The organism is Fibrobacter sp. (genome assembly GCA_024398965.1).
In the GTDB taxonomy this organism is placed as follows: domain Bacteria; phylum Fibrobacterota; class Fibrobacteria; order Fibrobacterales; family Fibrobacteraceae; genus Fibrobacter.
Genome location: JAKSIF010000012.1, coordinates 13,127 through 26,827, shown reverse-complemented (window position 1 = coordinate 26,827; position 13,701 = coordinate 13,127). Strand labels below are relative to the sequence as shown.

Below are 13,701 nucleotides of genomic sequence, written 5' to 3'. Positions count from 1 at the left end.
AACAAAAACGAAATATATCCGAATAGGACAAATATGGACGTAGAAGAACTGACCGTTGCCTTTAGCGATGAAGAATCCGGCGAAGACGTAATCAAGGAACTGGATAAGGAAATTCTTTCCAAGGGTGCATGGCCCACAGTCATGTTCCTGTACCAGGAAAAAGATCCCAAGACCGGTGACTTCGGCGAACCCAAGGTTTCTCTGCGTCGCTATCGTAAGATGAACGGCATGTTCAAGGCTCAGGGTAAGTTCAAGATTACCGGCAAGGCCCAGGCAGAAGCCATTATCGACGTCCTTAAAAAATGGTATAATATTTAATGGCAGACCCTGCTAGTAAAACCAAGACTGTAAAGAAGGCGGCCTCCAAGGTTACAAAGAAGGCCGTTCCCCAATATAACATAGAGTTCCTTTGCGAAGGAAATATCGAATCATTCCCTTACCAGGACAAGTTCGAGAAGATGGCACGTAAGCTTCTTGCCGAAGAAGGCAAGGAGAAGGACGTGAACATCGTTATGTGCTCCGACGAGTTCGTCCGCGAAATGAACAAGAACTACCGTGGTTTGGACAAAGTAACGGATGTGCTCTCCTTTGAATGGCATGCGGAATTCCCCGGCGAACCCGAAATGCTTGGGGAGATTTATATCGCTCGTGAACAGGTTAAGCGTCAGGCCCCGGAATACGGGAATACGTTCTTTGCCGAGCTGAAGCGCGTCATTGTGCATGGCCTGCTCCACCTTTCCGGTTACGACCATATCAAGGCCGCCGACAGAAAAGTTATGCGCGCCCGTGAATGCGAGTTCCTTGGTCTTGATCCCTATAAGGAGAAAGACTGATGGATAGTTCTGAAAGTTGGGCTATAGCCTTTTTAATCATTTTTCTCTTTACCTCTTTTTCCTTCTCCCTGGTGAAGGCAGCCTTTAGCGATATCTACGCAAAGCGCGATGCCAAGGATAGGGAAGGTCGCGAAGAGAAGGTTGCCGCTCTAGTTGAATTGGGTGGCTTTAACGAGACCATTTCCATTGGTCGAATTTTCTGTAACGTTGGTAGTGGCGTTCTCGGCTTTTATCTTTTCGATCAGCAGACCTGGCCCTGGGCTCAAGATTTCTGGTTCCTGGGTTTGGCTGTTTACATGGTGGTAGCCAGCCTTTGCATTTATACCCTTACGGTGTTCCTTGCAAACCTGCTGGGAAACTTGAAGCCGGATACCCTGGCCATAGTCTTGATTCCGCTGTATCGGTACATCCGCATTCCTTTTGTGATTCCCGCCAAGATCTGCCATGCAGTGTTCCTGAAGACTTTGAAGGGCATGGGTTACGATTCCAAGCTGAGCTTCCTTTCGGAAGAACGTCGCGACGCTGTTCAGGCCGATTTGTCTGATGAAAACAGTAGCGATGGGGAAGGCCTGGAAAAAGAAGAACGCCAGATGATTCTGAACATCTTCGATTTCGTGGAGACTCCGGTTCGTGAAATTATGACACCTCGCGTGGACATGTGCGCCATCGATGTGAACACTAGCTTGGATGACTTGGTAAAGGTCTTGAACAATGAACGACATTCCCGTTTGCCGGTGTATAAGGAAACGGTGGATAACATTGTAGGAACCCTGTCCAACCGAGATTTTCTGGAATGGTACACAGAGCATCGGGATGAACCTTTCGACATTATGAAGATTGTGATGCCGCCGGTGTTCGTGCCTTACCATAAGAAGATTGATGATCTTCTGACGGAACTCCGTAAGACCGGTAACCAGTTGGCTATTGTGGTGGACGAATACGGCGGAACCGCAGGCCTTGTGACTCTTGAAGACATCCTGGAAGAAATCGTTGGCGAAATTCGCGACGAAGATGACGTTGACGAAGACGAGGATGTGCAGAAGCTGAAGGACGGCCGATATATTCTTGATCCTCTCATGACTCTTTCCGATCTGGAATACGAGCTGGGCGTAGAATTGGAAGCTCCCGAGAATTCCCACGTGGAGACCTTGTCTGGCTTGATCCAGGCGACTCTCGGCATTATTCCTTCTCCTGGTGCAGAAGTTGTCATCAAGGGTTATACTTTCCGCGTTCTGAAGATGGATGGAACCCGAATGGAGAAGGTCCTGATGATTCAGCCGGGCAAGACAAAGCCCAAGGCTGCTCCCAGGACTCAAGCCTTCAAGACTCTTTAATTGACGTTGATGCGTTTTTAATGGAGGTCTTCGCCGATCAAGGCGAAGGCCTCTGCGTTTATGATACGGACTGTAAGGCGGGCGCCTGCCGGATAGTCGCCCGGGATGGCTACCGGACGGTAGGCGTCGTCGCGGGCGATGACGGTGCCCTTGCGATAGCCGGACTTTTCTACGGTAACGGTTTCCGTATCGCCAATCCAGAGGCTGTTGTTTTCTTGGGCGATCTGCTGGAATGCTTCAGCCAGTTGTGCGGATCGTTGGTGCTTGATTGCGTCGGGGACTGCATTTGCCATAAGGCTGGCGGGAGTTCCTGGGCGGCTGACAAAGCGGGTGATGTTACAGACCGTGGGGCGGGTTTCCTTGAGAACCTTCAGCGTGTCTTCGAAATCCTGGTCGGTTTCGCCGGGGAAACCGACAATCAGGTCTGTACTTAAGGTAAACCTAGGGTAGGCCGCGGTAATTTCCTTGGCCAGGTCCACAAAGTCCTGTACTGAGTGCTTGCGGTTCATTGCCTTCAGGATGGAATCGCTTCCGCTTTGCACCGGCAGATGAATGAACTTGTAGACCCGCGGGTCCTTGAAACATTCAAGCAGCTGGTCCTTGTAACGGATCATGTGGCGGGGATTGCCCATGCCGAGACGCATGCGGTAATCGCCTGGAACTTCTGCAAGGATCTTCTGGACTAGTTCAGCTAAATTCTTGGGGCCGGATATTGATTCATCGAAGTCAAATCCGTAACAACCGCAGTCCTGCCCGGTGAGCTGGATTTCCCTGCAGCCGTCGGCTACAAGACGCTTTACCTGGCTTACGATGGATTCTGCGCTGAAACTATTGAGACGCCCCTTGACCAGACGGGTGGAGCAGTAGGCGCAGGCATCGAGGCAGCCTTCCTCGATATTGACGATGCCCACCTGGGGGGACTGGCGAAGCACCTGACTTGAATCGGGAGAGCCAAGTTCCTTTAGGTTGGTAAAGGTTATGTTCCTGGATATCTTGAGGGCTTCTTCCCTAAAGTCCTTGGGCGTGCATCCGGTAATGTAGATTTTTGCGTCGGGTGCTGTTTCCAGGGCTTGACGCAAAAGTTTGATGGCGCCTGCGTTACCCTTGACCGTGCAGACGTTCAGCACAAAGGCGTCAGGGGTCTTTTCTGTATTGCCGAAAACAACTTCGTATTCTCTGGAAAAAATGCGGGCGATTTTTTCGCCATCGCCAAAGTTGGCGGCGCACCCCTGGCTTATGACAGATAAGAGAGGCTTATCGTTCATATTGCTCCAGGGTGATTCCCGGATAGTAGTGGGTAAGGATTTCCTGGAAACTTTGACCGGCTTGAGCCCTGGCGCGAACGCCCATTTGACACATGCCTACGCCATGGCCGAATCCGCTTCCGGTTACGATCCATTCCTTGCCTTCCTGCTTGACTGTAAAGAGGGAGGAAGGGAGGATTTGTCCGCCCTTCTTGAAAAGCCAACGGGTCTTGTCGGTGAGAACTTCGAAAGATCCCTTGTCTGTCTTTACCTGCAGGCTGAGAATGCGACCGCCGGCCAGGTTACTCTTGACTGTAATGCTCTTGATTTTCTTGAAGTCACTGCCCTTGGCGTCAGAGAATTTCGCCTTGGCTTCGGAGGCGTTCTTCTTGAAAAGTTCAGGCAGTTCCTTTTCCGTAAAGCGGCGTTCCCACTTCATGTAGCTGGATTCATTGCACCAGGCGCTTCCATCGGGACGCCTGTCCGGACTGCTCTTGAGGTAGGGCAGGTCGGCTTTGTTCCAGGTGGCCATAGTTTCTGTAGTGCCGCCGCAGGTGGAATGATAGTAGGCGATGATAAATTCGTTGTTGTATGTCATGACGACGCCGGCAGTTGCCTTTACCGCGGCATCGGTCAGCGGGGTGGAGCCTTCGAGACCCTTGTACACCTGGTCCTTCGTGTCTGCATACACGTCAAAGCCCACGGCCTCGCGACTATTATAGTGCTTGTAGGCGTAGGTACGTGCGGCCACCGCCTGTGCCTTGAGGGCTTCAACCCTGGAGGAGTCAAGCTTACCGATTTCGTAGGGCACAACGCCGCGCAGGTAGTCTTCTACGTCAACGGAATTGATGGCGTCAATCTTTCCGTTGCTAGCCCTCAGGAGAATGGAACCCGGGTAGCATGCCCGCTGGAGGCTCTTGGTGTCTAGGGCCACAGCCATGCAGGATCCGTCTTCGTTGGCGAACTCCCTGGATTCAAGCTCCATGGACTGCCCCTTGGCGGAAAGCTTCAAGGTCTTGCCGTTGGCGGTGACCTTGATTTCGTCGCCGGCGTATTTCAGGTACAGTTCCTTGACTCCCACAAAAACCCCAACCCTGAGGGGTCGGTTCAGTTCTTCGGGAATATTCTTGGATACAAGGCCATTGGCGTCGTTGATCTTGTCGCTCTTTTCGATGGCCGAAACACCACTCTTTTCGCTGCTGGCGGGAACAGGCTGTTCCTTGAGCTCAGTGGTGGTGGTCGCCTCGATGGGAACAAAACGGATGACTTCCGCAGAGTTCACATCATCGGGCAAGTCAAAATCATCAGCGATGGACAGGCCTGTTGCCAGGCCAACTGTTGCCGCAATGCGGAATGCCCATCGACCGATATTCAAAAGAGAACCTTAGGTTAGCGCTTCTTCAGCTTGGCCTGGGTGTCCTTTGCCATTTTCTTCAGCTTGGACTGGTTCATGGTGCGGTCAGATACGGAAATCTTGTCCACGAACATGTCGCCGCTCAAGTGGTCCACTTCGTGCTGGATGCAGCGGCCGAAAAGACCGTCACAGTTGTGGATTTCCTGGGCTTCGCCGTTGATGTCAAAGAAACGGACGCAAACCTTGTCCGGGCGAACCACGTTGCAGAAAATATCCGGCACGGAGAGGCAGCCTTCGTCATAGTCTACCATCTTGGCATCCGGTTCGGCTTCCCATTCCGGATTGAACATGATGTAGGGGCGAGGTTCTTCTTCACCAGGAATGGCGGTGTCGATGACCACAAGACGGATGCTCAGGCCAATCTGCGGAGCAGCCAGGCCGCAACCGGGTGCGTCATACATGGTTTCCAGCATGTCGCGGGCCAGTTGACGCAGTTCCGGAGTGATTTCTGTGATAGGTTCGCACTTCTTGCGGAGAACCGGATCACCGTAGATTCTAATGGGAAGAATTGCCATAAGTTTCTCGCTTAGGTTGGATTACTTCTTTTCTTCGTCCTTCTTGGCTTCTGCAGGCTTTGCTTCGGCGTTGAGAACGCGCATGATTGCTGCCTTTTCGAAGTCGATGAGGGTGGTAGAACCGGTACGGACGGTAATGGTGGTGGAGGTTTCGTCGATGTTGGTTACAACGCCGATGATACCTGCGGTAGTGATAACCTTGTCACCCTTCTTGAGAGCCTTGCGCATTTCTTCCATCTGCTTCATTTCCTTGTTCTTCGGACGGATGAAGAAGAGCCACATGACGACGAAAATGAGGATCATGGGGAGGAAGCTGATGATGCCACCCTGCTGCTGTTCAGCACCGGCTTCCTGGGCGAAAGCGGCTACGGAGGCGAGGGTCACGAGGAGAGTAGAAATCTTCATTGTAGTACCTTTGATTTAGGGTTTCGATTTAACGGTCAAAAAATAGCAAATTCCCTAGTCGTTCCCGACCAGTTTTTTGTCCAGCAGGGGATAGATTCGGTTCAATTCCATCAGGTCCAGGATTTTCTCGAAATCACCGTGGAAGAAAGGGATGGAATCCAAAGGATCGCTTTCTTCAGGAGTTACGGCGGGCATGTCTGCACTTATCAAACCGCGATCAATCAGTGGCTGCAGGGTTCGCATGGTCAAGGTCATCCCGTGCATATCCTTCTTGGCGATGGACCTCATGGACTCGGTGCTTACGATGCAGGTTCCGTTCCTTAAGGGTTCGTGGCTCTCCTGGACCGCCTTTGTGACGGTAGATAAGACGACCTGCTCTGTCATGGTAAGAATGTTTGGCGAAACCTGCTTGTTCAAGGCTCTGAACATAATGGAATCGTAAAGCATGCCTATAACGCGGGGGCTTTCAACGTGAATCTCGCTACCGTGGATTTTCAGAACGTCCAGGTTCTGCAAGGATTGCAGCAGTTCCATGATTTCATCATCCACGATGTTGAACAGGTTATTCAACTTGTTGCGTGTTTCCTCAATGGAAATGGAGGCCTTTTGAGTTTTTTTGAAGTGGCTGTCTAGGAGATACAGCAGGGACGGTAGACTCTTGACCAGATTGCTTTTTCGCTTGTTCTCTTGGGCGAGGTGAAATCGTCCGGCAAGAAAGGTCACGATGGATTTCAACCAGCTAGGTTCTTCTTGGAGAACGTTTTGTAAGGCTTCCTGGCCGATGACCATAATTTCAGAATCTTCCAAGGCCTGGATGGTCCTCTGGCATGGAGCTCCCTCCAGTAGGCAAAATTCCCCGATGAGGCTGCCCGGACCATAGATTTTCTTATCCGGGTGTTTTGTTGAGGTGCCCTCCAGTTCTCCGCTTTTGACGACAAACAGGGTGTGATTAATGTCGCCTTCGTGACACAGGAATTCGTTTTCGACAAGGGTCATTATAGCACTCCTCGGATATTGGTTTCGAACTCCAGAGCCTTCAAAAAGTATGCTACTTTGTTTGTATCAACGGTAAAGAGGTTTTGCCCAGCCTGTTTGAACCAACCAAGTTTTTGCAACATTATCCATTCGGCGACGTCTGCCTTTGGGTAGTGCTTTTGAATGAATGCTAACCAGTAGTGGCTTTCCTCGCAAAGGTCTGCGTTTACGGTTGACAGAAGGGAGAGGACTTTCTTCTGGCTATCGCTAAGCTTGTAGGGCTCGAAGTCGGAGTCTTTTTCCTGAGTGTTCTGGTAGTCTACAAAGATTTCCAACAGAGAGGGATCCTTGATCTTGCAAAATACCTTTCCGTTTTCCATGGATAGGTGAACCAGCTTACGTCGAAACAGTCCCTTGAAATCCAGCTGGATCGTGGACGTTGGGATTCTTGTTAGCCAGTTGAATTCCATAATCAGCGCTGCCAGGTTGAACTTGGTGTTGGCAGGCTTGCCGCTGCAGAATTGGGCTAGGCTCTTGATTGTGTTTTGCACGCGGGTTTGGTGCGTTTCCTGCTTTAAAAGTCTAGTCTTGCTAGACAGGCTGCGGATGACCGCCAGGAGCCAAAGGGGAAGTCGCTTGAGCTCGGATTCCATGCATTCTTCGGTAACCAGGGTGATACTGGAATCCTTGCTTGCGACAAGCGTGTGCTTGAAGGTTTCTCCTTCAAGTAAGGACGCAACGCCGACCAGGTCCCCTGGATGCATGGTAAAAACAATGTCGTTGGAGAAAGCTCCCGGACCGTCTTTTTTGCGAGCTACAAGTTCCCCGTCATTTAAAATGACGATACTCCGTTCTTCGCAGTCCGGAGTATAAACAACAAATCCCGCCTTAACGTTTGACCGTACTGGCGGGATTGTTTGCTGTCGGGAATCCACCGGTTTCATCGGGGATAACCGCCTTTAATTTCGCAGATTACTGACGTTCGTCGATACGTGCAGCCTTACCGCGGAGGTCGCGCATGTAGTAAATGCGAGCCTGACGAACCTTACCCGGGCGATCGAGAACGATGGAGTCAACACGGGGAGAGTTGACCGGGAAGATACGTTCGACGGCAACATTGCCGGACATCTTGCGGACGGTCACGGACTTGGAAATGCCGGAGTTCTTGACCTGGATGATAACACCCTTGAACGGCTGGATACGTTCCTTGGTGCCTTCAATAACCTTCACGTTAACAGTGACGGTGTCACCGGCGCGGAGTTCGGGAAGGTCGGTCTTTACATTTTCATTCTGAATTGCTTCAATGTTCAGGGACATTATGTACCTCGTTAATTATTTGATGCCAAATTTAGTATCTCTTTCGAGATTTTTAAAGATGTCTGGACGTCTTTCTTGCGTTCTTTTTAACGATTCTTGACGTCTCCAGGCTGCAATGTTCTTGTGGTGGCCCGAAAGTAGCACATCGGGGACCTTTTTTCCTTCGAAAACCTCGGGTCTGGTGTAGACCGGCCATCCTAGTACACCCTGGGCAAAGGAATCTGTATCCCCAGATTCTCGGTTGCCTAGAGCTCCGTCGATAAGACGGACAACGGCGTCGGTTACCAGCATGGCAGGCAGTTCACCACCGCTTACCACGAAATCGCCGATCGAAATCTCCAAATCCACCTCGGACTGGCGGATGCGGTCGTCGATTCCCTTGTAGTGCCCGCACACTAGGACCAGATGGCTTTCCTTGGAAAGCTCCTCTGCCATCTTGTGGGTGAATGGCACTCCGTCGGCAGTCAGGTAGATTACCTTTCCGCCGTCCTGTTTCACTCCGGTACTTCTGATGGCGGCTGCCAGGGGCTCGGGCCTAATGACCATTCCCGGTTCTCCGCCGTAGGGCACGTCATCTACCTGACCGTAGTCGTTGATGGCGAAATCCCGCAGGTACACGGTGTTGAATTCCAGGAGACCTTTGTTCTGGGCTCGACCCATGATAGATTGCTTCATGGGGGAGAACATTTCCGGAAAGATGGTGACGCAGTCGATTTTCATCGTGTGCCTATCTTTCTCCGGGACACATGCTCTTGACATAGTCCGTGCTACAGGTGATGCTCTCGTTTTCTTCGTCTACGTCTAGGACGCAGTCGTCAATCCAGGGGACAAAGACTGTCTTCGAGGAAAATTCTTTCTGGAAGGGTGCATCGAACTTAATGCAGAAAGCGTAGACTGTGGGCAGCTCCTGAACTTCAAGAACTTCACCGACGTCGCGGCCGTCTTCCAGCTTGACACGGAAACCTTCCAAGTCGTCCAGATAGTATTCGCCCTCGGGGGCGGGAATACGGTCTTCTTCGGGGATCATGATATCGCCGTTGACGAAATGGACCAGGGATTCGGGCGTGTCGTACCCCTTGAACTTTAATAACCACAGATTGTTAGCCAGCCTGGAATCTTCCAAAGTCAATTTGACCTGCTCACCATTGGTCTTTTTTAGCATCACATCCGAGAGCATCTTATGACGGTTTAGGTCGTGAGTCAACGGCATTGCCTTGATGTAGCCCTTGACGCCGTGGGCGCGCATGAGCTGGCAGACGCTGATATACTCTTGATTGTTCTCGGATTCAGACATTAAAGACGTAGGAGGGTTTTGACTAAGGAAGGTGGTTAGAAAAGCTTTTGCCAAAGGGTATTTCGGGGTCTTTCGACCCGTGCTTTATAAAAAAGCCCGTGCCGCTTTAGGGCACGGGACCTTTTCGAAAAGCGAATTAAGCTTCGGCAGGAGCTTCTGCAGCTTCAGCGGGAGCTTCGGCAGCGGCAGCGGCTTCAGCGGCGGCAGCTTCCTTAGCAGCCTTTTCAGCTTCGATCTTGGCGAGAGCCTTAGGACCGAGCTTAGCCTTCTTTTCCTTCTGAGCGCGGGGCTGAGCAACCTTACCTTCGATGGACTTGCCCTTGCGGAGTTCGTTGAACAAGTCGGTGATGCCGGCCTTCTTCAGGAGAGAACGGACGGTGTCAGAGGGCTGAGCACCAGTCATGAGCCACTTGAGGGCCTTTTCCTGGTCGAACTTGATTTCTGCAGTCTTGGTGTTGGGGTTGTAGAAACCGACCTGTTCGATAAAGCTATCGTCGCGTGCCTTGCGGCTGTCGATAACGACTACGCGGTAGATCGGGTTGTGACGCTTGCCAAAACGAGCGAGACGGATAACGGTTGCCATTTTAACCTCTTTTTGCCTCAAATGAGGCGTTGTTTAAATGAGTCCCGGAGACCGGGTTTTTCTTGTTTTGGGCCAAAAATAGAAAAAATCTCTTGTGTGTAAAGGGCGGATATGTAAAATTTTTCCGTTCTTTGCATATAAAGTAATGAAAATTGTGGGGTGAAGATGCTGAAAAATGGCGAATTTTAAAGAAATTAAGCAAAAATCTTTGTTTTGAGCGTTAAAAAGGGGGGCTACCTGGACCTATGGAAAGGGTAGCGGAAGATACGAAAATGGCGACACTAAATGCCGCCATTGGTAATTTTCGTAGCTGAAGCGAGGGGAAGGCCTTCCCCTTTGGGTCCCAAAAGCCGGCGGCTCGGCTATGCCAAAGCGAGCTTTGGCGCAGCTCTCGCCTTAGTGCTCTTTGATCTTCGATCCAAAAGCTGACGGCTCGGCTATGCCAAAGTAAACTTTGGCGCTGCACTCGCCTTAGTGCTTTTTCTTCTTCTTGTTCTTGTCTTTGGGCGGGGTGTAGTTAGAGCCCACGGGGTTGCCGCCGTTTTGCTTGCGGGCGAAGTCTCCCACCTTCTTGAACATTTCCTTCATGGTCTCGTACTGCTTGAGCACTGCGTTCACGCGACCGATCTCGGTGCCGGAACCCTTGGCGATACGGTCCTTGCGGCTGCCGTTGATGATGCTCGGGTTCTTGCGTTCCTTGGGGGTCATGGAACTGAGGACTGCTTCCACGTAAACCAGTTCCTTTTCGTCGATTTGGTCCATGGGGAGCTTGTTCAGGCCCGGGATGAGGCTCAAAATGCTCTTGATGCTGCCCAGCTTCTTGATGGTGCGCAGCTGGTTCAAAAAGTCGTTCAGGTCGAAGGTGTTGTTCAGGATCTTCTTCTTGAGGTCCTTGGCGTCCTTTTCGTCGATGACCTGCTGTGCGCGTTCCACGAGGGAGACCACGTCGCCCATGCCGAGGATTCGGCTGGCCATACGGTCGGGGTGGAACAGGTCGATTTCGTTCAGCTTTTCGCCAACGCCGATGAAGCAGATGGGAACGCCGGTCATCTTCTTGATGGAGAGCGCTGCACCGCCGCGGGTGTCGCCATCCATCTTGGAAAGGCAGACGCCGGTGAACTTGAGGCGCTGCCAGAAGGTTTCGGCAACGTTCACGGCTTCCTGACCGATCATGGCGTCAGCCACGAACAGCACTTCGTCGGGATGGACGGCTTCCTGAGCCTGTTCCAGTTCCTGCATCAGTTCTTCGTCGATCTGCAAGCGGCCTGCGGTATCGTAGATCACCAGGTCAAAGCCGTTATCCTTGGCGTACTGGTAACCGTGCTTGATGATTTCCACAGGATTGCCCTGGCCTTCGTCGTAAACGGGAATGCCGATGGATTTGCCCAGCACCTGCAGCTGCTTGATTGCTGCCGGGCGGTAAACGTCGGCTGCCACTAGCAGGGGCTTGCGCTTCTTCTTGGTGCGCATCCAGAGGGAAATCTTGCCTGCAAAAGTAGTCTTACCGGAACCCTGGAGACCCACCATCATGATGCCCACGGGAGCGGGGGCGGAGAGGTTGATTTCCTTGGTTTCGCCACCCATGACTTCTACAAGTTCGTCGTGGATGATCTTCACAATCTGCTGACCCGGGGTCACGGAAGTCAGGACCTCGGAACCGAGAGCCTTTTCCTTCACCGCCTTCACGAAGTCGCGGGTTACGTTGAAGTTGACGTCTGCTTCCAAAAAGGCGCGGCGGACCTCGCGAAGGGATTCCGCAACGTTTTCTTCGGTAAGCTTGCCCTGCCCACGCAGGTTCTTGAGGGTATTTTCTAGAGAATCAGTCAGCTGTGAAAACATAGTGAGGGCAAAGATAGTAAAAAAGGGGAGAGGTTAAAGGATAAAGGTTAAAGGGGGTAGGGGATTGTTGACTAGGAATGTGCGGAATCGGATAAAATGCACTTGATACAGTTGTATACAGAAATAGTGATTTTGAAACGTTTTTTGTTGATTCCTCTATATATATTTGGCAAAAAAGAACTAATGGAGTCCTTAATGAAGATTAATCTCAAGAATTTTTTGGCTGGAGCTCTGTCTGTAGCAAGTTTTGCCGGCATTGCATCTGCAGCCCCCATCATGACCAATGGCGACATGAGCTATGGTGACGGTGGCTGGTATCTTTGGAATCGTCCCGAAAGTCCCACCAAGGTAGAAAGCCAGATTGGCGTCGAGGGCTTGGGTGTAGACGGGTCCGAAGGTGCAAAGATCGTGGTCAAGGAACCTGCAAATCCCAGCTGGGGCCTTCAGCTTCAGCCGCCTAAGTTCCTGGCAGACTCTGCCTACTATATCTTGAGCTTCAAGGCCAAGGGCAACATGCCCATTAACGCAAACGTGCAGGGGGGCCCTCCCGACTACCGTCAAAAGGAAAGCGCCTCCTTCCAGCTTACCGACCAGTGGAAGGAATACTCCATGACCTTCCTTGCAGACCAGAAGGGCTACGGCGTCAATAACGTTACCTTCCATGTGGGTCTTCAGAAGGGCTGGATGCAGATGGACGACGTGCGTATCATTCCTGCCGAAGGCATGAACGATACCACCTGGTACGTGAACTCCGAATCCCGTATCGACAGTCTCCGCAAGAAGGATTTTACTGTAAAGGCTGCCCCTGGCGCCAAGGTTTCTGTAAAGCTTCTCCGTCATGACTTCCCCTTCGGTACCGCCCTTGCATTCTACGGCCCCGATAAGGACAGCACCGAAAAGTGGTATAAGGCAACCGCAGCCAAGTACTTCTGGCATGGCGTAACCGAGAACCAGTTCAAGTGGCCGGAATACGAACGCAAGAAAGGCAAGCTCATGAAGGACGAAATGTACCGTTATGTGAACTTCGCCAAGGAAAACGGCTGGAAGCTCCGCGGCCATGCCCTCTACTGGGCACACCAGGGTTATGGTTTCGACAAGCATTATTCCAACCCCAATAAGCCCAAGCAGTGTGGTGACTTCGCCAAGTACCTGAAGGCACGAATCGATCGCGACCTTAAGGAATACAAGGGCAAGATTGTGGAATACGATGTATGGAATGAACCTCTCCACGAAATGTACACAACAAATACCTGCGGCTGGAACTATCTTGACAGCGCCTTCATCTGGGCCCATCAGGCAGACCCCGAGGCAATTCTTTACATTAACGACTACCAGGTTGTTTCCGCCGGTGAAACCGACCGCTACGTTTCCTTGATCAAGGGCATGCTCGATCGTAAGGTTCCTGTGATGGGTATCGGCGTTCAGTGCCATTTTGGTACTCGTCCTGTCATTCCCAACCTTATTAAGGAACGTCTCGACAAGCTGGCCGCTCTTGGCCTCCCTGTGAAGGTTACCGAACTTGACTTTGGCGCCTGGGACCAGGGCCTGACTATTTCCGAAGAGGAACAGGCCAGCGAATACAACAAGGTCCTTCGCACTCTCTTTAGCCATCCTGCCGTTAACGGCATCGTGATGTGGGGCTTCTGGGATAACCGTCACTGGGTCCAGAAGGGCGGCATCATCCGTGCCGACGGTTCCGAAAAGCCTGCTGCAAAGACCATCTACGACCTGTGGCACAAGGTCTGGACCACCAACGCAACTGCAACTGCTGACGAAAGCGGTGTAGCAAAGTTCCGTGGTTTCAAGGGTAAGTACCAGGTAACCATCGATGGTAAGACTTCCGAAATGTATGTGAAGTAGTTCGCTCCCAAAGAGCCTCCTAACCTTTGATTGGGCTGCTGCGGTTCACCGCGACAGCCCTTTCTTTTTGGGCTTGTTTTTTGTATTT

The 13,701-nt window shown here is 51.6% G+C and carries 14 protein-coding genes and 1 pseudogene; 4 read left to right on the top strand and 11 right to left on the bottom strand.

Features of this window, described 5'->3' with window-relative positions; genetic code table 11:
* The first annotated feature begins 33 nt into the window (after positions 1–33).
* The 3 genes from MJZ26_06855 to MJZ26_06845 are packed head-to-tail and all read left to right on the top strand — an operon-like array spanning position 34 to position 2,167.
* Complete coding sequence (locus MJZ26_06855; GenBank protein MCQ2105494.1) at positions 34–318, top strand: hypothetical protein; 285 nt, start codon at positions 34–36, stop codon at positions 316–318.
* Positions 318–833 carry an rRNA maturation RNase YbeY gene (ybeY, locus tag MJZ26_06850; protein ID MCQ2105493.1) on the top strand — a complete coding sequence of 172 codons (516 nt, stop codon included), beginning with the start codon at positions 318–320 and terminating at the stop codon, positions 831–833. The genes MJZ26_06855 and ybeY overlap by 1 nt, the downstream gene beginning before the upstream one ends.
* Positions 833–2,167, top strand: coding sequence for a hemolysin family protein (locus MJZ26_06845; GenBank protein ID MCQ2105492.1), 1,335 nt, complete (start codon positions 833–835; stop codon positions 2,165–2,167). The genes ybeY and MJZ26_06845 overlap by 1 nt, the downstream gene beginning before the upstream one ends.
* A gap of 17 nt (positions 2,168–2,184) precedes the next feature.
* On the opposite strand, the gene MJZ26_06840 is transcribed toward MJZ26_06845, so the two are convergent.
* The 11 genes and pseudogenes from MJZ26_06840 to ffh all read right to left on the bottom strand — a co-directional run bounded on the left by MJZ26_06840 (position 2,185) and on the right by ffh (position 11,753).
* On the bottom strand, positions 2,185–3,432 hold the full coding sequence (locus tag MJZ26_06840) for a MiaB/RimO family radical SAM methylthiotransferase (GenBank protein ID MCQ2105491.1): 1,248 nt from the start codon (positions 3,430–3,432) through the stop codon (positions 2,185–2,187).
* Positions 3,422–4,786 (bottom strand): SpoIID/LytB domain-containing protein, encoded by a 1,365-nt coding sequence (locus tag MJZ26_06835; GenBank protein MCQ2105490.1) that lies wholly within the window; start codon positions 4,784–4,786, stop codon positions 3,422–3,424. Before MJZ26_06835 ends, MJZ26_06840 begins: the two co-directional genes overlap by 11 nt.
* A gap of 14 nt (positions 4,787–4,800) precedes the next feature.
* Positions 4,801–5,340: a peptide deformylase gene (gene def / locus MJZ26_06830; GenBank protein MCQ2105489.1), complete on the bottom strand. Its 540-nt coding sequence runs from the start codon at positions 5,338–5,340 to the stop codon at positions 4,801–4,803.
* 21 nt (positions 5,341–5,361) lie between these two features.
* Positions 5,362–5,745, bottom strand: a complete 384-nt coding sequence (yajC, locus tag MJZ26_06825; protein ID MCQ2105488.1) for a preprotein translocase subunit YajC — start codon at positions 5,743–5,745, stop codon at positions 5,362–5,364.
* Between the two features lie 54 nt (positions 5,746–5,799).
* Positions 5,800–6,741, bottom strand: a complete 942-nt coding sequence (locus MJZ26_06820; protein MCQ2105487.1) for a cyclic nucleotide-binding domain-containing protein — start codon at positions 6,739–6,741, stop codon at positions 5,800–5,802.
* The gene (locus MJZ26_06815; protein ID MCQ2105486.1) at positions 6,741–7,664 is read right to left on the bottom strand and encodes a cyclic nucleotide-binding domain-containing protein; all 924 of its coding nucleotides are present in this window, start codon (positions 7,662–7,664) and stop codon (positions 6,741–6,743) included. The genes MJZ26_06820 and MJZ26_06815 overlap by 1 nt, the downstream gene beginning before the upstream one ends.
* Positions 7,665–7,692: 28 nt before the next feature.
* The gene (gene rplS / locus MJZ26_06810) at positions 7,693–8,037 is read right to left on the bottom strand and encodes a 50S ribosomal protein L19 (protein ID MCQ2105485.1); all 345 of its coding nucleotides are present in this window, start codon (positions 8,035–8,037) and stop codon (positions 7,693–7,695) included.
* A gap of 15 nt (positions 8,038–8,052) precedes the next feature.
* A complete protein-coding gene (trmD, locus tag MJZ26_06805) occupies positions 8,053–8,757 on the bottom strand; it encodes a tRNA (guanosine(37)-N1)-methyltransferase TrmD (protein MCQ2105484.1) in 705 nt (234 codons plus the stop codon).
* A 7-nt stretch (positions 8,758–8,764) separates the two neighbouring features.
* Positions 8,765–9,331, bottom strand: a complete 567-nt coding sequence (gene rimM / locus MJZ26_06800) for a ribosome maturation factor RimM (protein ID MCQ2105483.1) — start codon at positions 9,329–9,331, stop codon at positions 8,765–8,767.
* Positions 9,332–9,644: 313 nt separating this feature from the next.
* Positions 9,645–9,914, bottom strand: a pseudogene (rpsP, locus tag MJZ26_06795) (30S ribosomal protein S16).
* Between the two features lie 471 nt (positions 9,915–10,385).
* Positions 10,386–11,753: a signal recognition particle protein gene (gene ffh, locus MJZ26_06790; GenBank protein MCQ2105482.1), complete on the bottom strand. Its 1,368-nt coding sequence runs from the start codon at positions 11,751–11,753 to the stop codon at positions 10,386–10,388.
* 195 nt (positions 11,754–11,948) lie between these two features.
* Here ffh and MJZ26_06785 point away from each other — a divergent pair, with 195 nt between their 5' ends.
* Complete coding sequence (locus MJZ26_06785; protein MCQ2105481.1) at positions 11,949–13,613, top strand: endo-1,4-beta-xylanase; 1,665 nt, start codon at positions 11,949–11,951, stop codon at positions 13,611–13,613.
* Positions 13,614–13,701: the final 88 nt, after the last annotated feature.

Coding starts and splice junctions, on each gene's coding strand:
- MJZ26_06855 (MCQ2105494.1), top strand. CDS start 34: ATGGACGTAGAAGAACTGACCGTTGCCTTTAGCGATGAAGAATCCGGC.
- ybeY (MCQ2105493.1), top strand. CDS start 318: ATGGCAGACCCTGCTAGTAAAACCAAGACTGTAAAGAAGGCGGCCTCC.
- MJZ26_06845 (MCQ2105492.1), top strand. CDS start 833: ATGGATAGTTCTGAAAGTTGGGCTATAGCCTTTTTAATCATTTTTCTC.
- MJZ26_06840 (MCQ2105491.1), bottom strand. CDS start 3,432: ATGAACGATAAGCCTCTCTTATCTGTCATAAGCCAGGGGTGCGCCGCC.
- def (MCQ2105489.1), bottom strand. CDS start 5,340: ATGGCAATTCTTCCCATTAGAATCTACGGTGATCCGGTTCTCCGCAAG.
- yajC (MCQ2105488.1), bottom strand. CDS start 5,745: ATGAAGATTTCTACTCTCCTCGTGACCCTCGCCTCCGTAGCCGCTTTC.
- MJZ26_06820 (MCQ2105487.1), bottom strand. CDS start 6,741: ATGACCCTTGTCGAAAACGAATTCCTGTGTCACGAAGGCGACATTAAT.
- MJZ26_06815 (MCQ2105486.1), bottom strand. CDS start 7,664: ATGAAACCGGTGGATTCCCGACAGCAAACAATCCCGCCAGTACGGTCA.
- rplS (MCQ2105485.1), bottom strand. CDS start 8,037: ATGTCCCTGAACATTGAAGCAATTCAGAATGAAAATGTAAAGACCGAC.
- trmD (MCQ2105484.1), bottom strand. CDS start 8,757: ATGAAAATCGACTGCGTCACCATCTTTCCGGAAATGTTCTCCCCCATG.
- rimM (MCQ2105483.1), bottom strand. CDS start 9,331: ATGTCTGAATCCGAGAACAATCAAGAGTATATCAGCGTCTGCCAGCTC.
- ffh (MCQ2105482.1), bottom strand. CDS start 11,753: ATGTTTTCACAGCTGACTGATTCTCTAGAAAATACCCTCAAGAACCTG.
- MJZ26_06785 (MCQ2105481.1), top strand. CDS start 11,949: ATGAAGATTAATCTCAAGAATTTTTTGGCTGGAGCTCTGTCTGTAGCA.